The organism is Anaerovibrio lipolyticus DSM 3074 (assembly GCF_900141865.1).
In the GTDB taxonomy this organism is placed as follows: domain Bacteria; phylum Bacillota; class Negativicutes; order Selenomonadales; family Selenomonadaceae; genus Anaerovibrio; species Anaerovibrio lipolyticus.
Genome location: NZ_FQYW01000007.1, coordinates 1 through 20,998 on the forward strand (window position 1 = coordinate 1; position 20,998 = coordinate 20,998).

Annotated in this window: 19 protein-coding genes; 5 read left to right on the forward strand and 14 right to left on the reverse strand. The window is 44.3% G+C overall.

Annotation, left to right across the window (positions count from 1 at the left end):
* Nucleotides 1-372 precede the first annotated feature (372 nt).
* From B6K08_RS04115 to B6K08_RS04160, 10 genes are all read right to left on the reverse strand, one after another.
* Nucleotides 373-1,008 carry a hypothetical protein gene (locus B6K08_RS04115; protein WP_052212085.1) on the reverse strand — a complete coding sequence of 212 codons (636 nt, stop codon included), beginning with the start codon at nt 1,006-1,008 and terminating at the stop codon, nt 373-375.
* Between the two features lie 61 nt (nt 1,009-1,069).
* Nucleotides 1,070-1,345: a hypothetical protein gene (locus tag B6K08_RS04120; protein ID WP_039207956.1), complete on the reverse strand. Its 276-nt coding sequence runs from the start codon at nt 1,343-1,345 to the stop codon at nt 1,070-1,072.
* 162 nt (nt 1,346-1,507) lie between these two features.
* Nucleotides 1,508-2,743 carry a phenylacetate--CoA ligase family protein gene (locus B6K08_RS04125; protein ID WP_039207954.1) on the reverse strand — a complete coding sequence of 412 codons (1,236 nt, stop codon included), beginning with the start codon at nt 2,741-2,743 and terminating at the stop codon, nt 1,508-1,510.
* A gap of 41 nt (nt 2,744-2,784) precedes the next feature.
* Nucleotides 2,785-3,381 (reverse strand): indolepyruvate oxidoreductase subunit beta, encoded by a 597-nt coding sequence (locus B6K08_RS04130; protein WP_039207952.1) that lies wholly within the window; start codon nt 3,379-3,381, stop codon nt 2,785-2,787.
* A complete protein-coding gene (iorA, locus tag B6K08_RS04135; protein WP_039207949.1) occupies nt 3,374-5,206 on the reverse strand; it encodes an indolepyruvate ferredoxin oxidoreductase subunit alpha in 1,833 nt (610 codons plus the stop codon). Before iorA ends, B6K08_RS04130 begins: the two co-directional genes overlap by 8 nt.
* A gap of 185 nt (nt 5,207-5,391) precedes the next feature.
* On the reverse strand, nt 5,392-6,483 hold the full coding sequence (locus B6K08_RS04140) for a hypothetical protein (RefSeq protein WP_039207946.1): 1,092 nt from the start codon (nt 6,481-6,483) through the stop codon (nt 5,392-5,394).
* Between the two features lie 66 nt (nt 6,484-6,549).
* Nucleotides 6,550-7,482 (reverse strand): exonuclease domain-containing protein, encoded by a 933-nt coding sequence (locus B6K08_RS04145; protein ID WP_080325455.1) that lies wholly within the window; start codon nt 7,480-7,482, stop codon nt 6,550-6,552.
* 144 nt (nt 7,483-7,626) lie between these two features.
* Nucleotides 7,627-8,610 (reverse strand): DNA-directed RNA polymerase subunit alpha, encoded by a 984-nt coding sequence (locus B6K08_RS04150; RefSeq protein WP_039207942.1) that lies wholly within the window; start codon nt 8,608-8,610, stop codon nt 7,627-7,629.
* A 76-nt stretch (nt 8,611-8,686) separates the two neighbouring features.
* Nucleotides 8,687-8,878 carry a helix-turn-helix domain-containing protein gene (locus B6K08_RS04155; protein WP_039207939.1) on the reverse strand — a complete coding sequence of 64 codons (192 nt, stop codon included), beginning with the start codon at nt 8,876-8,878 and terminating at the stop codon, nt 8,687-8,689.
* 87 nt (nt 8,879-8,965) lie between these two features.
* Nucleotides 8,966-11,560, reverse strand: coding sequence for an EAL domain-containing protein (locus tag B6K08_RS04160; RefSeq protein WP_080325456.1), 2,595 nt, complete (start codon nt 11,558-11,560; stop codon nt 8,966-8,968).
* A 182-nt stretch (nt 11,561-11,742) separates the two neighbouring features.
* On the opposite strand from B6K08_RS04160, the gene B6K08_RS04165 reads away from it, so the two are divergent.
* The 5 genes from B6K08_RS04165 (at nt 11,743) to cydC (ending at nt 18,525) form a co-directional block, all read left to right on the forward strand.
* The gene (locus tag B6K08_RS04165; protein WP_080325457.1) at nt 11,743-12,723 is read left to right on the forward strand and encodes a diaminopimelate dehydrogenase; all 981 of its coding nucleotides are present in this window, start codon (nt 11,743-11,745) and stop codon (nt 12,721-12,723) included.
* A 170-nt stretch (nt 12,724-12,893) separates the two neighbouring features.
* Entirely contained in the window at nt 12,894-14,276 is a 1,383-nt protein-coding gene (locus B6K08_RS04170; protein ID WP_080325458.1) for a cytochrome ubiquinol oxidase subunit I, read from the forward strand.
* Nucleotides 14,276-15,286, forward strand: coding sequence for a cytochrome d ubiquinol oxidase subunit II (gene cydB / locus B6K08_RS04175; RefSeq protein WP_080325459.1), 1,011 nt, complete (start codon nt 14,276-14,278; stop codon nt 15,284-15,286). Before B6K08_RS04170 ends, cydB begins: the two co-directional genes overlap by 1 nt.
* Entirely contained in the window at nt 15,276-16,868 is a 1,593-nt protein-coding gene (locus B6K08_RS04180) for an ATP-binding cassette domain-containing protein (RefSeq protein WP_143254830.1), read from the forward strand. Before cydB ends, B6K08_RS04180 begins: the two co-directional genes overlap by 11 nt.
* The gene (gene cydC / locus B6K08_RS04185; RefSeq protein ID WP_080325461.1) at nt 16,861-18,525 is read left to right on the forward strand and encodes a thiol reductant ABC exporter subunit CydC; all 1,665 of its coding nucleotides are present in this window, start codon (nt 16,861-16,863) and stop codon (nt 18,523-18,525) included. Before B6K08_RS04180 ends, cydC begins: the two co-directional genes overlap by 8 nt.
* A gap of 48 nt (nt 18,526-18,573) precedes the next feature.
* Here cydC and B6K08_RS04190 read toward each other — a convergent pair whose 3' ends face one another.
* The 4 genes from B6K08_RS04190 to B6K08_RS04205 form a co-directional block, all read right to left on the reverse strand.
* Nucleotides 18,574-19,146, reverse strand: a complete 573-nt coding sequence (locus B6K08_RS04190) for a cob(I)yrinic acid a,c-diamide adenosyltransferase (RefSeq protein ID WP_080325462.1) — start codon at nt 19,144-19,146, stop codon at nt 18,574-18,576.
* Nucleotides 19,147-19,242: 96 nt separating this feature from the next.
* Nucleotides 19,243-19,770 (reverse strand): GNAT family N-acetyltransferase, encoded by a 528-nt coding sequence (locus B6K08_RS04195; RefSeq protein WP_080325463.1) that lies wholly within the window; start codon nt 19,768-19,770, stop codon nt 19,243-19,245.
* 32 nt (nt 19,771-19,802) lie between these two features.
* Nucleotides 19,803-20,171, reverse strand: a complete 369-nt coding sequence (locus B6K08_RS04200; RefSeq protein ID WP_080325464.1) for an ACT domain-containing protein — start codon at nt 20,169-20,171, stop codon at nt 19,803-19,805.
* 60 nt (nt 20,172-20,231) lie between these two features.
* On the reverse strand, nt 20,232-20,561 hold the full coding sequence (locus B6K08_RS04205) for a 7(1) septoil knot domain-containing protein (RefSeq protein WP_039212438.1): 330 nt from the start codon (nt 20,559-20,561) through the stop codon (nt 20,232-20,234).
* Nucleotides 20,562-20,998: the final 437 nt, after the last annotated feature.

Below are 20,998 nucleotides of genomic sequence, written 5' to 3' on the forward strand. Positions count from 1 at the left end.
ATAAAGGAATTTCATAGTTTTGCACAAACTATTATGTATGTTTACTGTTTATAAAAACAGTACCATCATCTGGCTTGAATCATGTGTGCATGATTCTTGTTGCATTGTTTAGTTTTCAAAGAACACCACCTTCTCAGAAGCTTTTGCTTCGTGAGTCAGCTTGTTTATAATACCGTATTCATTCCTTTATGTCAAGAACTTTTTTGATATTATTTTGTGTGGTCACGATGCGCTTCAGAAGCGTTTGCTATGACAACGTTGATTATGATACTGCCATTTCATGTTTTTGTCAACAGCTTTTTTTAATCTCTAATACATTGCAAAATAAAAGGAGACCAGCCTGCCTCACAGACCTCTGGTCCCCTATTCATGTTACATATTACGATATTTGTTTGCCGTAGTTTTTGCATCATAGTCTGCACCACTGTCAGATGGCTGACCAATATCCTGTATTTTAAACCCACGGCTATTATTCGATGCTTTATAATCGTTATCGATTGTATTGTAATCGGTATATGGACTACTGTAACCCGTTCCCTTACCACGGTTTCTAAAGCGACGAATCACATACAAAATCAGTTTAAACACAGCATAAACCAAAATAATATTAAACAACAAGCCGAAGACATCCGCCAGGAAACCGCCGCCCATACCAAGCATATTACTTAATAAATGTCCCAGCAACATACCACCCGCAAAGAATCCGATCCCCCGCATTACATTACCCCAACGAGTTCCGGTATTTGGTGCGGTGGCCGCCTGACCAGCTCCAGATTGAGGGGCCGTTTTACTATACTCATTGGCATTCTTCGAAGGTGCATATTCCTTGTTGTTGGGTCCAGTTTTTTTCTGACTGGTGGATGGGGTGGTTGCCTTTGGCGCAGGCGTAGATATTTTAGGAGCACCACCTAATTTGGCTCCTCCCCTTGCCGCATCCGCCGTACCAGCGGTTACCGATAACACCAATGCTGCCGCCACCATAACTGATGTGATTTTTCTAAAATTCATATATCCTCCGTCACTACTTCATACCACAAGAATTATCCTCAACTAAACTCACAGTAGATAATCAACCTTTGTAGGCCTTTATATCATCCGGAAATGCGTAAATCTCACCAATCGTATCCCGTTCCCCGGATAGATATCTATCGATATCATCAATATCAATGTATAGCTTACAGTCAATATCCAAATATCCCTGCTCCCGGCCACCACTCAGGTTAACAATATCCATCAGCTTTTCCCTCAACGCCCGACACTCACTGCCCTTGGCATGAATATCCAATTTTATCTGAGGTACGCCGTACTCCTTCAAAACCTCTTCCAAAGTCATTCTTTGAGACATATAATTTCCCCTCCGTTTTAACTTTTTGACTTTTTATTAGTATAGCATATTCTTCATGAAAAAAACATGGAGAGAAATCCCTTTACAGATTTCTCCCCATAATGTTACCGTTTGTATTCACATACCGGTTACTTATTTTTTCTATTGTTATCCATATTGTACTTAGTCGTAACGCTCGTCAATAACTCGCTTACTCTTCTTTTCGCTTCTAGGCAGCAAACCAATTTCCACAACCTTTACCAGAGGAGTAAAGCCTATGCGGCTCTTGACTCTGGCCGCAACTCTTTTGGCCATATCCAAAAAGTCCACACTGCCGTTTGTTTCCACATAAATACGCATGGTGTCCTTGCCATCCAGATGGGAAATACGAATCTGATACTCGCTGGAAAGCTCTGGAAACTCTGCCAATATCTCCTCAATTTGTTTAGGGAATACATTAACGCCCTTAATTTTCATCATATCATCTGTACGACCGCCGATAACATCCAGACGAGGGAACTTGCTGCCACATGGGCATTCCCCCGGAATGATTCTGGACAGATCGTGGGTCCGATAACGAATTAACGGAGCCCCTTCCTTCACCAAGGTGGTGATAACGATCTCACCCCACTCCCCATCAGGAACTGGCTTTAATGTCTGCGGATCAATAATCTCAAGATAAATGAAATCATCCCAGTAATGCATTCCCGTATCATGCTTGCAATTAATACCAATACCAGGTCCATAAATCTCGGTAAGGCCGTAAATATCATAAAGCTCTATTCCCAACTCCGTGGAAATGCGCTCACGCATTTTCTGACCCCAACGTTCAGAACCAATAACGCCCTTTTTGAGATGTATTTTATCCTTAATACCCCTTTTTTCAATTTCCTCAGCCAAAAGCAATGCATATGAAGAAGTTGCGCACAATACTGTGGAGCCCATATCCTGCATCATCTGAAGCTGTTTATCCGTGTTGCCTGGTCCCATAGGAACGCACATGGCTCCCAGCTTTTCACAGCCTGCCTGAAATCCGATACCAGCAGTCCAGAGTCCATAACCCGGAGTAATTTGAATAACATCCTTATTGGTAATTCCTGCCATTTCATAGCAGCGGGCAAACATGGTTGCCCAATCATCCACATCCTTCTTGGTATATGGAATAATTACAGGAGTGCCCGTGGTACCGGAGGAAGAATGAATGCGTACTATTTCCTCCTGGGGTGCTGTCATCAGCCCCAATGGATAAGCCTCCCGCAAATCATTTTTCTCAGAAAACGGCAGTTTTTCAAATTCCTCTGGAGAAGATACATGATTTATGCCGGCCTCCTCCAGCTTCTTGCCATAAAAGCTGTTGGCAGCCTCCAGAGCATCTATGCGATCATTTACAAGCTTAAGCTGTTCCTCTGTTATCTTCATTATGAATTCCCCTATCAGTTAATTATTTTAGGTTGTCTAATTTATATAAGTATATTAATGGCTGCATTTTTAGCATATTCCAGAGCTTTAAAATTAAGCTCGTGAAATTTTTCAGGGATTTTTGTACGGATAACCTTCCGAATATCCTCATCATCAAGTCCCAAGGCCCCGCTGTTTACGGCCGCCCCCAAAAGAAGAAGATTTACGATTTTTGCAGAGCCCAATTCCTTGCAAGCCTTTTCGGTATCTATAACAATAACCTTTTCGACCTTATTTCTGATATAGTCCAGCATTTCACTCCCATTGTAGTTAGAGCCTGCCAACGCAGCCGTCACCGGCATCACAGGGCGACTGCTTACAATAACTTGGCCACCCTTTTTCAAATATGGAAGCATACGAACCGTTTCTCCCGGCTCAAAGCCTATGATTATATCAGCACTGCCACTGGCAATCATTGGGCAGTCCACATCATCACCCAGCCTCAAATGGCTGAATACACTGCCGCCACGCTGAGCCATACCAATAGTCTCGGCACTTTTGACAGGAATCCCCTTGTTCATGGCTGCTCCACTAATGAGCTTTGATGCCAGAATAGTTCCCTGACCACCAACACCGCAAAGTACAATGTTCTTACTCATGACAATCACCTCCAATTGCTCCCGTCGGACATATCTGACTGCAAAGTCCGCAACCAGTACAGAGGGAATCATCAATAACTACCTTGTCATCACGAATTATAAGGGCTGGACAGCCAATCTCACGGATACACTTACGGCAGTTTATACATTTTTCATGATCCACTGACAGACATTTATCAGATTTGACAATTGCGATACACGGAGATTTAAAGATAATTGCCTTAACCCCAGGCAACGCCGCAGCAGCCTTTACTGTTTCCACGGATTTTTTGTAATCCAACGGATTAACTGTTTCCACAAATTCCAAGCCAATGCCCTTTAATATTTTTTCTATACTAACCTTATTAACCACATCCCCCATCATGGTCTGACCAGTACCAGGATGAGGCTGATGGCCAGTCATGGCAGTGGTAGAGTTATCCAGAACAATCAGGGTCATATCCGCCTGATTATAAACAGCATTTATTACTCCCGGGATTGCCGCCGCAAAGAAGGTGGAATCACCTACAAAGGCAAAGCAGCTGGTGTCCGGCTCAATATGGTCCACCCCCTGAGCAATTCCCAGACCTGCTCCCATACAGAGGCATGTATCCACCATATCAAGAGGCATAGCATTTCCCATGGTATAACAACCAATATCCCCTGCAAACAGTGTCTTTTTCCCCTTCATAGCCTGTTTTACAGCATAGAAAGAGGCTCGATGAGGACAGCCGGCGCAAAGAACAGGGGGGCGAACTGGCAGTTCCGGCATCTCTGCCATGTCAGCCTCAGTAAGGGCCGCATTTTCCGGAGGCTTGACACCCAAAAACTTAGTCAGATTTCCCATAACAGAATCAAGGGTATTTTCCCCGGAATTTTTTACATCTAGTGTCAGCTTTCCATATACCTTCACAGGCAGCTGATATTTTCCCGCTATATAGATAAGCTCCCGCTCAATAACAGGATCCAATTCCTCTATGCATACCACCTCATCCAGGCCCGTCAGGAACCTTACAGCCAGTTCCTCCGGGAAAGGATGGGGTGTAGAAACCTTTAACAGTCTCACATCACCTACAGATTTTAATGCTTCGGAAACATAGGTATAGTTAAAGCCGCCAGTGGCAATACCCTTCTTGGGAAATGCGCTGCCTTCAACATTAAGCAACAAATTCTTAGGGTAAGAGGAAAAATCCTTGGAAAGCTCCACATTTCGGGCCTCAATATTTATATGAGACTGATAGGACAGCTTGGGGAATATAACCCAACGCTTGGTGTCCTTTATAAATCCCTCTGGCTTATTATGTTTGTATTCACCTTCATCCTTCACATTAATAGAAGCATATCCATGTGAAACTCTGGTTGTGGACCTGAGAAAGACAGGTGTCCTATATTTTTCCGAATACTCAAAGGCATCCTGCACCATCTCATAAGCCTCCTGTACTGTGGAGGGATCAAAGCATGGCAGCTTTGAAAATCTGGAAAAATGACGGGTATCCTGCTCCGTCTGGGAAGATATCGGGCCTGGGTCATCCGCAACCAAAACCACCATACCACCCTTAACGCCTATATATTCAAGGGACATAAGTGGATCCGTAGCCACATTTAGCCCCACCTGTTTCATGGTAACCATAACGCGGGCCCCGGTATAGGCAGCCCCGGCCCCTACCTCCATAGCCGTCTTTTCATTAATGGACCATTCCACATAGGTGTCCTGTGGCCTGTGCTTCGCCACAGTCTCCAGCACTTCAGTAGATGGGGTCCCCGGATATCCAGCCACCAGATTTACACCGGCGGCAATGGCACCCATAGCAATGGCTTCATTGCCCATCAAAAACTCCTGATGCATCTGTATCTCTCCTAACGACATTTATTTTCTCTAACGATACACGCACTTACACGACAACACAATCATTCTACCACAGGTGGACAGGAAAGCAAAGAAATACTTTAGTTTTTTAAAGTGTGTTAGTAATAAAAAACCGCTGCAGAGTTTTGCTACTCCACAACGGTATTTTTAGGCAATTAATACGTTTATTTAACTTCTATATAGTCTTTTAAATCACGGCGAACCAATGCATTTGTGCCATATGCACCATCCACATACCCTATACGCAGTACCATCTGTGGCGTATATGGCAGTTTTAAGGCATTCTGAATGGCAAAACGGCGAGCCTTGTTTTCCACAGCAAAGCTCATAGGCTGCACCTCTATATCATTACGAACAGCATAAAGCCACGCCTCCGTAAGATGCATACCAGCCTCAATGTAGCCTATATTGGTATCATTTGAGATAATCAAAAGATAGCCTGCACAATTTTCCGCCTGTCTTTGGGCCATTTCATATCCAGTCTGAGCAAAGGTATCTCCCTTGGCAAACCAGCGAGTACCGAAGGTATAATATATAACCTTTCCCAAGCCGGTAATGCCATTCTGCTCTGCAGTAAGGCCATCCTTCTTCTTTTCAGCCTCCCAATTGGAAAAACGAAGCCAATCAGCCAGCTCATCCCTTATTTCCTGATTATCCCTCTGTTCCTCAGCCGCAGACAATGTCTGATCCTTTATAAGAGAGAATGCCTCAGTGCTCTCAGGAACAAATACGGCCCCCCTTATTCCCTTGAGACCCTCCTGAAAAAATTCAGGTATAGCAGCCGATGTATATTCCCGCTTGTCTGTATGGCGGCGCTTCATCAAATTAAGGAGTCCCTCATCTCTGGCCATGCCGCTGTTGGTGTAAATTACAGTGATACTCTGGCCGTTGTCGCTGACATGGAGACTAGTATTATATCCATAAGCCTCGAAAGCCAACATACAGCTGCGGGCATAGGCACCCATGGAAATATAGGCTTCTCTGCTTTCCTGGTCAACTGCGTACAAAAGTCTGGAAGTATCCGGGGAAATAACTATCTTCCCCTCTGCAGGATATACCTTCACATCCCACATCTGAGCATTATGAGAGCTTGGGGCAAGCCCTGCATAATACAATATCTGCTCCACCTCACTATTTAAGCCCTCCACCTCTGTGTCAGTGGCCACATCCACCGGCCGCGCCACATAGCACACATAAAAGCATAAAAGCACAAATACTGAAATCGTGGACCAAATAATCTTCTTTTTTAATGTCATAAAAGCCTCCGTCTCTATCCCTCATTGTAAATTGTACCAAAAGGGATTTTCTTGTCAACCGAAGGCTTAGTTCTGTTCCTCCAAATAGGCCTCGTCGATGAACTCATTGGTATAATTCTTAAAGAGCTCGATGTCCTGGTCGTCCAGCTGATAGAAGGCCTTGTAATAGTTTTCCCCGCCAATCATCTTTGGGGCAAAGCGGGCCAATAAATCCTCGTAGCCCTTCTGGGAATCCGCCAGCTCAACAACAGAAATAATCTTCCGATTCTTTTCCTTGAAACGCTCCTGATCCTCCTCTGTAAGAGGACGCTTGCGGGCGTAAATGGCGTAGCCCTGAGGTGTATCCACCAAATACAGCATACCCTTGGCCTTTTCCACAGCCTTGTTGTGACGTTCCTCGCGAAGCAGCTTACGCAGGTAGTCCCACACAATACTAATTTCCTCTGTACTAAGATGAGGCTTATCCTGCAGTTCAAAGAGATTGTACTTTTCCACAAACTTCTTGATGAGATAGTTAAAACAGAAAAGTGTGGCCTCAGCATCAGCCGCTGCAGAATGGGCAGAGCCATCCCGCCACACATAGCCGCATTCCTCGGCACAAATCACAAGTCGTGGCACATGATAATAATCAAAATCCTTTTCCTCATGGAAGACAGCCCAATAGAGGTCACGGACATCCATGGCCTTTTCCGGTAAATTCTGGAAACCATATTTTTCCAAAACCCTTATATCATTGTCTACTGCAAACCCCAAAATCATTTCGCTCTTGTCAAAGATTTTCTGGACCTTGGGTATATGTTTTACAAAATACGGCTTGTCTGCCACCATCTCAGGAGTAATGCCATGTACTCTCTCGGCATAATGCCATTTATGAACCTTCTTTGGTTTATAAAGCTGATTGTGAATCAGAGCCCCCTGCTCGTTTAAAATTGACAACTCCAAAATCTCATTGCTGATTCCTGTACTGGTGGACTCAGTATCCAGGCAAGCGATATGCATATCCGAACCCTCTCTCAATAAAACTTGGTAATTTTAAAATTTACTTTCTTTATATATTACTACATCCGAAACAAAAATCCTGCAAATTTAAAATACGCCGCTCAGAATGAACGGCGTATCAAAATTTCATAAGAACAATAACTATCAGTCAACAGAGCTACCAGACTTTAAGGACAAGCCACGCTCAGCCAATCTGTCACAAATCTCCTTGAAGGACTTGGCACCAAGATTTCTGAAGCCCATAATCTCCTCAGTAGTCTTTGCTGCAAGATCACCAATAGTAAAGATATTGTTGCGCTGCATGCAGTGAGTGGAACGCTGACTCAGCTCCAGCTCGCTGATAGGAGCATTCAACAGCTCCTCCATTGCCTCATGGGCACTATCCCCATCATCGGAGGACAGGCTATAGCTCTCAGGATTTGGCTCATCAACAACAGTATCCTCGCACAGAGCCAGGAATGGGTTCAAGCCCTCAATCATAATGTTAGCTGCCAGCTTCAACGCATCAGCAGGCATAACAGAACCATTGGTGAAAATATCCAGAGTCAGGCTGTCATAGTTGGTAATGTTACCAACACGGGTATTCTTAACCACATAATCTACGCGATCAATTGGAGAAAACAGTGCATCAATAGGGAACATGCCCTTTTCTGCAGTAGTATTCTTGTCGGCAGGCACGTAGCCGCAACCATTCTGAATCTTCAGATCCATGGAGAACTTCTTGCCAGCCTTAACAGTGGCAATATGAAGTTCAGGGTTAATAATCTGAAGCTCACTGTCTGCAGTAATATCAGCAGCAGTAACCTCCAAATCCTCACCATCAGCCTTAACATCAATATGAGCCACCAATTCGTTCTCAACAGGCTCAATGCACAGGCTCTTTACATTCAAAACTATATCAATTGCATCTTCATGGGTGTCAGAAAGCTTGCTGTCCATGGCGGTAGCACCAGCAATCTTCACAGCAGTAACTGCTGCACCCTGGATGGATGACAGGAGAATTCTCTTGAGGCTATTACCAATGGTAGTACCATAACCACGATCAAGAGGCCCGCATATAAACTGACCATGAGTTTTATCGGTTACATCTCCGGAACAACGAATTTTTGTTGTATTGACATCCAGCATATCAAAACTCCCCTCAGGTATTCTAATCCATTATCGCATACCATATATCTTATCACAAGAGTAATCCAAAATCAAGCTATTCGCTAAAAATTCTATCCAGCATATTCATTTCCTGGTCACTGGCTTCCCTTACGGAATACTCCAGCTCCAAATAGCTGTCCACTGAAATATTAAGCATCTCAGCAACCATGTGAATACTATATCCTTTTGCCTGGCGCATGGCCTGCAAATCTTCCAAAACCACTGTATTATAAATCCCCTTTGTCATAAACTGTAACCGCAATTTTTGACTGTCGGTTTTCCAAACGAATGACATTGTATTATATGGTCAGGGTTTTGTAAAGTGAAATTTACACTAATTTTTAGATGCAGCCACAGATGCCTTTAGTTCAAGCTCTATACGTTTCTGAGAGTCTATATTGTAGACATATTCCGTAGCCATTATATGGCCTGTCTTTTTATCCCGGTATAGAACTAAGGACATAAGGTGCCACTTAGGTTCACCATCAACCAACCGTTGATATTCAAAGAAAAGGCTGGTATGCCCTTCACCGAATTTTTCCAAAAGCCACTCACGGTTCATAAAAGCCAAATAGGCTTCCTTGAATTCCGGCAGTACCAATTCCTTCACCAATCGTCTTATGCCTACCATATAATTTGTATCACTCATAATACCAGTGGCTACCTCCACCGTTGCCAAATCCTGAGCAGAAACAAAGGTCTCCTTGGTTATATTAATATGTGATACAAATACCAAATTATTAAGTATAGATTTCACCGAATCCGTCTCTGAGAACTCTTCAGGCAAACATGGCTCGTACAGATAATTGATATACTGAACCATAATCATCAATATCGGATGTTCATCAGTGTAGTCAAGGCTTCTGGATACTGTCATACAAACCCAACGATAAATATCTCCTACCATACGGCGATATTGGAATCGTAACGGATTATCCGACAAAGCAAGCCGCTCCGTCATGGTTTTCATATCCGTAAATTGCTTATAGGCCTGCAGCTCTTCCGGATGAATAAGATGATTATCGATGATATTGTGATTCCAAGTATCGAAATGCTTGGAAATATGATAGCCAAGATTCTCCTCTTCACTATCAATCTGGATGATTTCACACATACCAGTATAACCATCCATTTTCAGAATCGTCTTGCAGGTTTTGTCAATCAAATTCATGGTGTCCTGACGGGCAGCCACATCAGTATCGGCAATCTTCCAGGTGTACAGCACCCATGGATTGCTCTTGGAGAACACATTGGGCACTATACATTCGAAGGTAATCCAAACATAACGCCCATCCTTCATGCACCGCAAATGAACCCTGCGACGATGCTGTTTCTTGGCAATTTGCAGCTGAGTTGCCACTATGGAAGTCTCATGGATAAAAGCATCACTGTCACTATGATGCACCATGCCAGTTTCAACATAGCGCTTTGAATAGTCCTCAATAGTTTGTGGACGTGGACTCATAATCCCGTCTTTAACCTCGGATTTCTTAATAAAATGGTATTCCCCTGTCCATGGGTTTACCTCGGCAACCTTCCAGAAGTAGGCGGTAATATCCTGCAGGTAGGAACGGGTCATTTTCCGCTTGTGTATATTAGATGTAGTAACATTATTTTTATCGGAAATCAATGTCTCAAAACTCTCAATGGACATTGGCTGATAGAAGTAATAGCCCTGAACGTACTCGCAGCCCATCATGGACAACAGCTCAATCTGTTCCAGGGTTTCAATGCCCTCCACAATAATTGGCAAATCAATCTGTCGCGCCATATCGATGATGGAATAAATAATGTTAATGCCACGCCCCCGATTACCATTGGAAAAATCCAGGAATCGCATATCCAGCTTTAACACATCTGCGTCAACGTCTTTAAGCATATTCAAGGAAGAATAGCCGCTGCCAAAATCATCAATAATAATCTTAAAGCCATTACGCTTTAGCGCCTCTTCCGTTTCCTTTACAACGCCTTCATTTTCCACATAAGCACTTTCAGTAATCTCTATCTCCAAAGTGCTTACAGGAATCTGGTACTTATGTACCATCTCAGTGAGAATCCGCACCACATCCATATTCTGGATATCAATACGAGACACATTAATAGAAACTGGAACCACTGGAAGCCCTGTATCCATCCAATGGCGTATAGTCTGGCAGGTTATTTCCCACACATGCTGGTCCAACTGCGTAATATAGCCGTTCTTTTCCAGGAAGGAAATAAATTTACCAGGTGAAATCATTTCCCCATCGGCAGTTATCCACCGTACAAGAGCCTCTGCCCCCACGATTCGCCCATCCACAATCTGGCACTTTGGCTGGAGGTAAATGGTAAATTCGTTATTGGACATAGCACGCTGAATGCGAGGCATCAAATCAACAGTAGTAGCCAAATCCCTGGCCATACCCTCGCTGAACCAATTAATATCCGCATAGGAATAGATATAGCACTTGCCAATAGCCATGATGGTATAATCGTACATATCAATGGCATCAGTGGTATCACCATCAGTATATTTATAGCCGCCCCACACCGGACGGAACAACGGATCCGTCATATATCTGCCTACAATCAGTTTAACGCTCTCGATAAGAGCATCAACCAAATCAGCATCTTCCTTAAAAAATACAGAAAAATAGTCATTGCCCATGTATCCGGCGATCATATCATGCTCATGACACAGCTGCTGGAAATATTTGCCCAGCTCTGCCAGCAGAGCATCTCCCTTATCACGTCCGTACCATTTGTTGAAATACTGAAAGTTCAGTATATTTACGGACATCATAGTGCTACAAACAGGATTGCTCTCTATCTTTTCTGCTACAAGATCCCAATAAGAGCGCATCAGCGGTAAGCCCGTTAGCTGGTCAATATTCACTGCACCCTTCATTTTTTTGGCAGTATTCTGCTGAACATTGTCGTTTTCGTTCATATCTGACACCCCTTTAGGTCATTCTACCATATAAGATAACGACATGGCTATTAATATATAGGATGTTTTTCCCCTTCTTTTTTTTACAATAATAAATAATGTATACATAATATAACTATTGCGTTATAAATATTGAAAGTGGTATACTAGTTAAGCATAGAATTTTAATGAGGTGATTTACTATGAAGGTTGGTATTTATGGTTACGGCAATCTGGGCCGTGGTATTGAATGTGCTGTAAAGAATAGCGAAGATATGGAGCTGGTGGCTGTATTTACCCGCCGGGACCCATCTACTGTTAAGATTCAGACTGCCGGTGTAACCGTTGCATCTGCCAAGGACGTGGAAAAATTTGCTGACAAGATTGACGTCATGATAATCTGTGGTGGCAGTGCCACTGATTTGCCTGAGATGACTCCTGCATTGGCAAAGCATTTTAATGTAATCGACAGCTTTGATACCCATGCCCGCATTCCGGAGCATTTTGAAAATGTAAATAAAGCTGCAAAATCAAGTGCCCATATTGCCCTTATTTCCGCTGGCTGGGACCCAGGTATGTTCTCCTTGAACCGCCTGTATGCCAACGCTATTTTGCCTAATGGCAACGACTACACCTTTTGGGGCAAAGGCGTCAGCCAGGGACATTCCGATGCTATCCGCCGTGTAAAGGGCGTAAAGAATGGCAAGCAGTACACCATTCCTGTAGACAGCGCACTGGCTTCTGTACGTGCCGGTGAAAACCCTGACCTTACCACCCGTCAGAAGCACACCCGTGAGTGCTTCGTTGTAGCTGAGGAGGGTGCAGATAAGGCGGCCATTGAAAAGGAAATCAAGGAAATGCCAAATTACTTCTCCGACTATGATACTACTGTACACTTTATTTCCGAGGAAGAGCTGCAGAAGAATCACAGCGGTATTCCACACGGCGGTTTTGTATTCCGCACCGGTACCACTGGCTGGAACAACGAAAACAAGCACGTTATTGAATACAGTCTTAAGCTGGACTCCAACCCAGAGTTTACTGCATCTGTAATTGTGGCTTATGCCCGCGCCATTAACCGCCTCCATCAGGAAGGAAACATTGGCTGCAAAACTGTATTTGACATTGCACCTGCATATCTGAGCCCACTTTCCAGTGAAGAGCTGAGAGCCCACATGCTGTAATATTTTTAATCAAACGTTCCTTGGGAGCTGTGAAAAATCACAGCTCTCTTTTTTATGCCTTATAATTTTATTATGTATACATTTGAAACCACGCCAATATGTGATACTATTTACATAGGAATAATAATGATCTTGTTCATATGGTCACAATATGTGAAAGGAGTGGTTTTATGGATATAGTATTACTCTCCCGTTGGCAATTTGCCATTACTACCATCTATCATTTCCTATTTGTTCCTGTAACCCTGGGGCTAACCCTGTTTCTAGCCCTACTGGAAACCTGCTATGTCACCACAAAGCGTGCTCATTGGAAGGAGCCTTGTAGAAAGCTGCTAAAATTTTTCGGGGCTATCTTTTTGGTAAACTTTGCCATGGGCGTGGTCACGGGTATTGTTCAGGAATTTCACTTCGGTATGAACTGGTCCGAATACTCCCGTTTCATGGGGGATATTTTTGGTGCACCATTGGCCTTGGAAGCCCTCACAGCTTTCTTTTTGGAGTCGACATTCATCGGCATCTGGGTATTTGGCTGGGATAAGCTCCCGGAAAAGCTCCACTGTGCCTGTATATGGCTAGTGGCCATTGGTAGTAATTTATCGGCCTTCTGGATTTTAGTCGCCAATTCCTTTATGCAGCACCCGGTTGGCTACGCCATAGAAAATGGCCGGGCTATAATGACCGATTTTATGGCCCTTATTACTAATCCATACGTAATTGGTGAAATGAGTCACACCCTATTCTCTGGTATTGCTACAGCCGGCTTTGTCCTGTTAATTATCTGCTGCTGGAAATACGCTGTTGATGATGCGTCCAGAGAGGTATTCCTACAGGCCCTAAAGGCCGTCTCCATTTATCTGATAATCGGCATAATGGGGGCCATGGGCACAGGTCACGTCCATACCCAATATCTGGCAGAGGCTCAACCCATGAAGCTGTCCAGCATGGAAGCCTTATGGGAGACTGAAGACCCCGCCCCATTCGCCATAGTAGCGGATATTAATCAGGAGAAACGGCAAAACGATACAGAAATAACGATTCCTGGCATGTTTTCCTTTATGCTGTACAACAAGCCAGAAGGGGCTGTGCAGGGAATAAATCAATTACAGGCCGCTGCGGAACAGCAATATGGTGCCGGCAACTATATTCCTGATGTAACCGGGCTCTTCTGGTGCTTCCGCATGATGATTGCCTGCGGTGGTGCCATCGCCGGTCTGGCCTTCCTCATCGGTGGCTTGGCATGGGTAAAGCAGGATTGGTTATTAAAATACAAATATCTGCTGGCCCTTACGCCTTTCCTACTGCCATTACCATTCTTGGCTAATTCGGCTGGTTGGTTTATCGCCGAGGCTGGTCGCCAGCCATGGATTGTGGTCGGATTACAAAAGACTGCCGATGCGGTATCCCCTAATCTAACCCCTGGAGAGGTGTTCATCACCATGTCCGGCTTTACCATTGTCTATCTGATTTTGGCGATAATTGCTTTCTACGTTATATGCCGTATTATCCATCAGACTACCATTGATACGGCTAATGATGAAGGGAGGGCTTTATGATGGATTATAACGTACTTTGGTTTATCCTCATTGCGGTACTATTTACCGGCTTCTTCTTTCTTGAGGGGTTTGACTATGGAGTTGGTATTTTAATGCCCCTACTGACGAAGCGGGAGGAAGAACGCAGTCAGATTTTAGCCACCATAGCACCTGTTTGGGATGGCAATGAGGTGTGGATGATTACGGCCGGTGGTGCCCTGTTTGCCGCCTTCCCCCATGTGTACGCCACCATGTTCAGCAGCTTCTACATGGCCCTCTTTTTGATGCTGATAGCCCTTATACTACGCGGGGCAGCCTTTGAGCTTCGTCACCGTCATGATTCTCTGGTTTGGCATCAGGTGTGGGACAAGGCTATATGCTTTGGCTCAGCTGTACCCGCTTTCCTTTGGGGTGTGGCGATGACTGACCTTATGGTAGGTCTCCCCATTGACCAAAGCATGATTTATCAAGGAACCTTCTTTGATCTGCTCACCCCATATTCTATACTGGGTGGTCTCATGACGCTGTGTCTGTTCACCTTCCATGGGGCAAATTTCCTGGCCTTAAAGCTGGACAACGAACAGCTTTATGTAGCCATTCGGCGTGCAGGTCTGCGTAGCTTCCTTGGTGCCTTTATCCTAACCCTAATTCTCCTGATTATTCCCATTACAAAGGGACTGCTGTCCTTCCAGGCATCTGAAATTGTGGTGTTTGTGCTGGCAATAGCCCTTCTATTGGCCAGTGCCATAGATTTAAAGCACCTCCATGAAAAGCGGGCCTTTATTGCGACAAGTGGCAGTATTATCCTATTAACAGCCGGTTTCTTCTTGGCCATGTTCCCACGGCTTATGGTTTCCAATCTAAATCCTGACTGGAGTCTAACCATCACCAATGCCGCCTCCTCAGAATACACCCTGTCAATAATGACTGTTGCAGCTCTGTGCCTTGTACCAGTGGTGCTCATTTATCAAGGGTGGACCTATTGGACCTTTAGACATCGGATAAAAATTGATACACACCATGAATATTAAGTCATTTCCTATCAAAAAGCAGGCACTAATTACTACGTGCCTGCTTCAGCTTATAATTTCATTCTTTACTCTGGGTATAGCCTGGCAGCTTAACCAGGCGGTTTTTGATGTGTTCATTAATAATGATTACAGCAATACAGCAGTCACTTTGGGACTGCTGTTATTTTTCTTGCTGGTAAAATCTCTGCTAACCTTTTGCTTAAAAAAATCCCTCCATAATAGCTCCCAGCATCTCCAAATAGTATTACGCCAACGCCTCCACCAATGTATAGGTTATCATGCCCTGCCCAGCCATCGACTGCAGCTCCTCGCCTTAGACAGCGTTAAAGCCCTGGATAAGATATTTATTTTTATTGCTCCACCGATTCTATCCCTCATTTTTTTACTCCCCATAATCCTTATTACCATTCTTTATCTTGACCCATGGTCAGCTCTAATAATGATGATTACCCTGCCTATAGCTCCTATCCTGTTATGGCTTATCGGCCATATGACAAGACGTGCTACAGTAGACCAATGGAAGCAATTGGATGAACTGACCCTGGCCTTTAAAGACACTCTGGCGGGAATTATCAGCCTAAAAATTTTCCGCCAGGAAAACCGCCAAAAATCCCATTTAGCAACCCTTAGCCACTTATTTTCCCAAGCATCTCTCAAGGTCCTCCGTCTGGCCTTTATTTCCAGCTTTACTATAGAGCTTATTACTACCCTTACCATTGCTATTCTGGCCGTATCCATCGGCTTTAGGCTATTATATGGGGAAATATCTTTTCAGCTGGCCTTTTTCCTTTTACTTTTATTACCAGAATTTTATCAGCCATTACGGCAAAGCGGTATGGCCTTTCATGCCTATATCGATGTAAAGACCGCCTGGAAAAATCTACAGGAAATATTCCACCAGCCAAATCAATCCATAACTGAACATCAGGATACACTACGCCTACCACCTGGAGTTCACCTCACCAATGCTTCCTTCACTTACCCCGATGCACCATTACCTACTTTGGAAAATCTATCTCTGGATTTTCCTGCAGGAAGTATCACCTGTATATATGGAACCAGCGGTATGGGCAAAACCACTCTCCTAAAGCTGTTGGCGGGATTACTCCAGCCACAGACTGGCCACGTCCAGATGGAGGATAAAGAGCTCAAGCAAATATCCTTGGACAGCCGACATAAATTGATTACCTATGTTCCACAATCCCCCCATGTATTTCAAGGTTCACTGGCGGATAATATCTGCCTCTTTGAAAGGGCCTCCTATACTGATGAAATGCTGCTAAAAATTACTCAAATTATAAATGACGTGGGGCTTCATTTATCGCCAGATACTCCGTTAGGGGCCGGTGGGTTGAATCTATCCCACGGAGAACGGCAACGAATAGGCTTAGCCCGGGCCCTTTACCAAAATCGCCCCCTAGTCCTGTTAGATGAACCTACTTCAGGATTAGAAGCAAAGGAAGAGCAAAATCTCCTACAGCTGTTAAGCCAATTTGCCAAGGGGAAAACCATCATTGTAGTTTCCCATCACCAGACCGTTCGTCAATGGGCCGATATTGCTATAGAGGTACATCATGAATAATATCCCTATACTAAACAAACTCATATCCATAGCTGGTACCAGTAATATGCTGTTAATGATAGCCGCCGGATTCCTTTCTGGTCTCACTGGCATTGGCCTTATTGGGGCCGCCGCCTGGATTATAAGCTATGCCGCCCTTCAGCCGCCCCTATATGCCCTGACCATCGGCATAACCAGCGTGCGCTTCTTTGGACTAAGCCGTGCAGCTACACGCTATCTCATGCGCCTTTTTTCCCACCAATTGGCCTTTAAAGCCTATGAGCAGCTACAATTGCTAATTTATGGGGCTATGTGCAAACAATTACCATTACGCACAGGGCTACCCCAGCAGGGCCAATACCTTCAACAACTCAGCCATGATGCCGAAACCCTGCGGGATATGTATATTCGCTGGTTTTTGCCTATTGCCAGCACAGGCCTATTAACTCTGTGCCTTACCCTATGGCTCCAGACCATTTCCATGCCAGCAGCCTGTTTGCTATGCTTTCTGTTTGCCCTACATCTTATCCTCCCAGCTCTTATGAGCAAATACACCAATGATTGTCTCCAAGAAGCCTCTTATCGGGACAAGCTGGTGGATTATGCCATGGGACAGGATGAGCTGATAACCTCAGGCTCCATGAACAGCTTTATAGACGGTCTGGATAAAGCTGCTACTACCTACAGCTATGCCTATACACAGGTTCAGCTGCGTCAGGAAAGAATTGACACCCTTTTATCCTTACTTCGTCACGTAGGATTTATTATCTATATTTGCCTGCTCACCAATGCACTAAGCGTACATCTGTTGGAGCCTCGCTGGTTAGCTGTGTGGGTCCTGTTAGGGATGGGACTATTCGGCGAATTTTATGACCTGTCATCAGCGGCTCCCCACCTGCATAAAGCCCAAAAAGCTGCCCACCGCATATTTACTGCCGAAGATTTATCCAGCCATGATGACCAGCCCCTACCTTCCCCCACTATCACAGAGGCTCATGAAACCACGGATGCAATTCTCAGAGGTGAAGGAATAACCTTCACCTATAATGATGACGGACCAAATCCCACGCCAGTATTTTCCCCTCTCTCCTTTGCCCTTCCCCCTGGCGGAATGCTTGCTATTCGTGGGGACAGTGGCAGTGGCAAAACTACCCTGGCCCAGCTGCTACTCAAATTCTGGCCAGTAACCACTGGCGAATTGCACCTTGACCACATAGCTTATAATGAATGGCCTACACCTGAACTGCGTAAATATTTCTCAGCCTCCATTCAGCCTTGCCATATCTTTGCTGAATCCATCCGGGACAACTTTACCCGTCTCCACCCCCATATTACCGAGGAAAAAATATGGCATGCGTTAAATATCGCCCAGCTAGGTGATACCGTTCGCCAATTCCCTCTAAAGCTGGAGGAACCATTGGGAGAAAATGGCCATCGCCTGTCCGGTGGCCAACGCAATCGCCTGTTGACCGCCTTGGCCCTGGCCAGTGACGCCCCATATCTAATTTTAGATGAGCCAACTGACGGCTTGGACAAATACACCGCGGCTTCACTTGTGGATGCACTTATGGCCCATGCCCATGAAACGCAAAAAGCTCTACTGATTATTACCCATGATGAGGAGGTCGCCAGGAAACTGCCCCAAGCAATTCACCTTACCTCGCCTGCTACAATATGACAAAAAAACCGAGGTGCCAGAATTTTACTGGTTCCTCGGTCTTTTTATTTAACTTTCTATTCCCTTGCGGGCCTCAACGCCCTTGGTATAATAATGACGGATTTCCTTCATTTCCGTAATCAGATCCGCCCTATCCAGCAGCCACTGTGGAGCATTTCTGCCCGTACATACCACCTCTGTGGATTCTGGCAGTTCTTCCAGTAGGGATTCAATTTCCTGCCTAGGAAGTAGGCCGAAAAACAGGGCCACATTTACTTCATCCAACACCAAAAGTTCTGGCTTTATAGCCAGAATTTCTTTTTTTGCAGCCCTAAATTCTTCCCCTATCATTTCCACATAATCCTTTGGGGGATGACCCGGCGGAAAAATCACCACATTATCCCCCCACTTTGCCTTTTCCTCATCAGACAGCATTCCCTCTGTAGCCACGAAGAAAGGCTTGCCCGTGGTGCGCAGCTGAAGCTCTGGGGTAAACTTTTTAAGTACCTTCTGCTCGCTGTAGGCAAGACTTTTCATAAACTGTAGAAAATACACCCGATGCCCGGCCCCCAGACTTCTGATGGCCAGCCCAATAGCCGCCGTGGTTTTCCCCTTTCCCTTGCCTGTATATATCTGAAGCATACCAATCCTTCACTCCTAAGTGCACAAAATCTTTTTAATGCAATCAATTAATGCCACCAATTGGCTACGCCTTTGGATTTAACCAAAAATTCATATTTAACGGTGCTCGCCGATGATTTTCTCCATCCAGATCATGTTGTACCAGCGCCCAAACTTATAGCCGCATTTATAAAATGTCCCCACCTTGGTGAAACCCAAATGCTGGTGGAACAATTCACTGTTTCTGGTCAAATATTCATCTTCCTCAACAGGGTCCCCAATGCAGGAATACATATTCAAAATCCCCATTTTCTTCAGCTGTGCTTCCAAAACATCATACAGCTTTCGGCCATAGCCCCGACCCTTGGCATCCTTATCAAGATAAATTGTCAGCTCGCAGGAATGGTCGTAGGCAGCCCGCCCGACAAAGGGATGAGCATAAGCATAGCCGTAAATAACCCCTTTCTCCTCTACCACCAAATATGGGTATTTTTTTAGTACGTCCTCGATACGCCCCCGAAACTCCTCCACTGAAGGCACATCATATTCCCAGGAAATAGCTGTATCCGTCACATAATAAGAATATATCTCCAAAAGGCGCTCCGCGTCATTCACCGTAGCAGAGCGAATAATAGCTTCTTGCATCTAATCTTTCTCCTAACAAAATTTTGCATGGGTTATTGCTTTAATCTATATCCTGCTTTCATCAATATGGACATAGCCTTTCCCCATTTATGTTCTTTGACTAAGATATAATCTGTATTATAAGTAGACATGGAGAATATGCTGATACCATTGTCAGCAAGAATAGTGGAAATTTTTGCCAATACACCCACCATGGAAAAATCCAGCATTCCATCAATGTAAAATCCCTTCCAGCCATCTTCCCTGCTTATACAATTTTCAGGGGCCTGCTCCGTTTTGCATACAAGAGATATTTCATCATTGGTTTTGGCCAGAAAGAAAAAATCCTTTGTCATGTCTATTTCCGATATATCACTTACTTTACAAACTGTAATATTATCCTTAATTGCTGTCAGATCCATAATTTGACCTCCATTTTCAAAAGCAATTGCTCAATACCGTTTCACTAAAGGAAATTCCCCTCAGTCAACTCCCGGGAACGCATCTACAAATTTTATTTTTATGTCCGGAAAACTCTCCACAAACTGAATGGTAAAATCCTCGCCATATTCTACAAACTGCCACTCCCCGATTTTATCTGGAAATGCGTCAACAGTTTTCACCCGTATATCTGGAAAAGCATCCACTACTTTTACCTTGATATCAGGGAAATGGTCCACTACCTTTACCTTTCCATTGAGCCTGATACCCTTATAATACCCGTCCTTGTTTATAACCGTGGCCGCCATGGTTGGAACCGAAACAGCAATAATCAGCAATGCCACAAATAGTGCAATTATTTTTTTAGCCATGATGATATCCTTTCTGATAAGCCAATGCTGTCATCTAAATTCTTTTACGCCACTACGTTTTGCATATTCTCACATATTGATTTGCTAACATATGTTTGGTATAATATCGCTGGGTGCTGTTTGGCGGTTTATTTGCCCTCTATATTAAGGGGGTGATGCCCATGAACGACAGTGTTATAGTGGTTTTACTATTAATTCTGCTCATCATCATGGAAACAAAAAATAACCGCTCCTAGTCCGGCCAGACCGAGCGGTTATTCCGTGTAAAAACGATTAACTACGAGGGCGACCGCTAGGCGGCACCTTTTTTCTAAGCACATTATAGCATTTGCATAATTTATCAGCAAGTGCTATTTTTTTACATAAATATAGACTATACCTCAATCTAAAAGCATCTATTATAAACGTGCTCACATAATATACTCCGCATGTATACA

Excerpts from the sequence above, each read along its gene's own strand:
- B6K08_RS04150 (WP_039207942.1), bottom strand. The coding sequence starts at position 8,610 with ATGCTGGATGTCAATACAACAAAAATTCGTTGTTCCGGAGATGTAACC.
- B6K08_RS04120 (WP_039207956.1), bottom strand. The coding sequence starts at position 1,345 with ATGTCTCAAAGAATGACTTTGGAAGAGGTTTTGAAGGAGTACGGCGTA.
- cydB (WP_080325459.1), top strand. The coding sequence starts at position 14,276 with ATGGATTATAACGTACTTTGGTTTATCCTCATTGCGGTACTATTTACC.
- B6K08_RS04145 (WP_080325455.1), bottom strand. The coding sequence starts at position 7,482 with ATGCATATCGCTTGCCTGGATACTGAGTCCACCAGTACAGGAATCAGC.
- B6K08_RS04160 (WP_080325456.1), bottom strand. The coding sequence starts at position 11,560 with ATGAACGAAAACGACAATGTTCAGCAGAATACTGCCAAAAAAATGAAG.
- B6K08_RS04140 (WP_039207946.1), bottom strand. The coding sequence starts at position 6,483 with ATGACATTAAAAAAGAAGATTATTTGGTCCACGATTTCAGTATTTGTG.
- B6K08_RS04195 (WP_080325463.1), bottom strand. The coding sequence starts at position 19,770 with ATGCAAGAAGCTATTATTCGCTCTGCTACGGTGAATGACGCGGAGCGC.
- cydC (WP_080325461.1), top strand. The coding sequence starts at position 16,861 with ATGAATAATATCCCTATACTAAACAAACTCATATCCATAGCTGGTACC.
- B6K08_RS04190 (WP_080325462.1), bottom strand. The coding sequence starts at position 19,146 with ATGCTTCAGATATATACAGGCAAGGGAAAGGGGAAAACCACGGCGGCT.
- B6K08_RS04155 (WP_039207939.1), bottom strand. The coding sequence starts at position 8,878 with ATGACAAAGGGGATTTATAATACAGTGGTTTTGGAAGATTTGCAGGCC.
- B6K08_RS04180 (WP_143254830.1), top strand. The coding sequence starts at position 15,276 with ATGAATATTAAGTCATTTCCTATCAAAAAGCAGGCACTAATTACTACG.
- B6K08_RS04125 (WP_039207954.1), bottom strand. The coding sequence starts at position 2,743 with ATGAAGATAACAGAGGAACAGCTTAAGCTTGTAAATGATCGCATAGAT.
- B6K08_RS04200 (WP_080325464.1), bottom strand. The coding sequence starts at position 20,171 with ATGGATCTGACAGCAATTAAGGATAATATTACAGTTTGTAAAGTAAGT.
- B6K08_RS04165 (WP_080325457.1), top strand. The coding sequence starts at position 11,743 with ATGAAGGTTGGTATTTATGGTTACGGCAATCTGGGCCGTGGTATTGAA.
- B6K08_RS04205 (WP_039212438.1), bottom strand. The coding sequence starts at position 20,561 with ATGGCTAAAAAAATAATTGCACTATTTGTGGCATTGCTGATTATTGCT.
- iorA (WP_039207949.1), bottom strand. The coding sequence starts at position 5,206 with ATGCATCAGGAGTTTTTGATGGGCAATGAAGCCATTGCTATGGGTGCC.
- B6K08_RS04115 (WP_052212085.1), bottom strand. The coding sequence starts at position 1,008 with ATGAATTTTAGAAAAATCACATCAGTTATGGTGGCGGCAGCATTGGTG.
- B6K08_RS04130 (WP_039207952.1), bottom strand. The coding sequence starts at position 3,381 with ATGAGTAAGAACATTGTACTTTGCGGTGTTGGTGGTCAGGGAACTATT.
- B6K08_RS04170 (WP_080325458.1), top strand. The coding sequence starts at position 12,894 with ATGGATATAGTATTACTCTCCCGTTGGCAATTTGCCATTACTACCATC.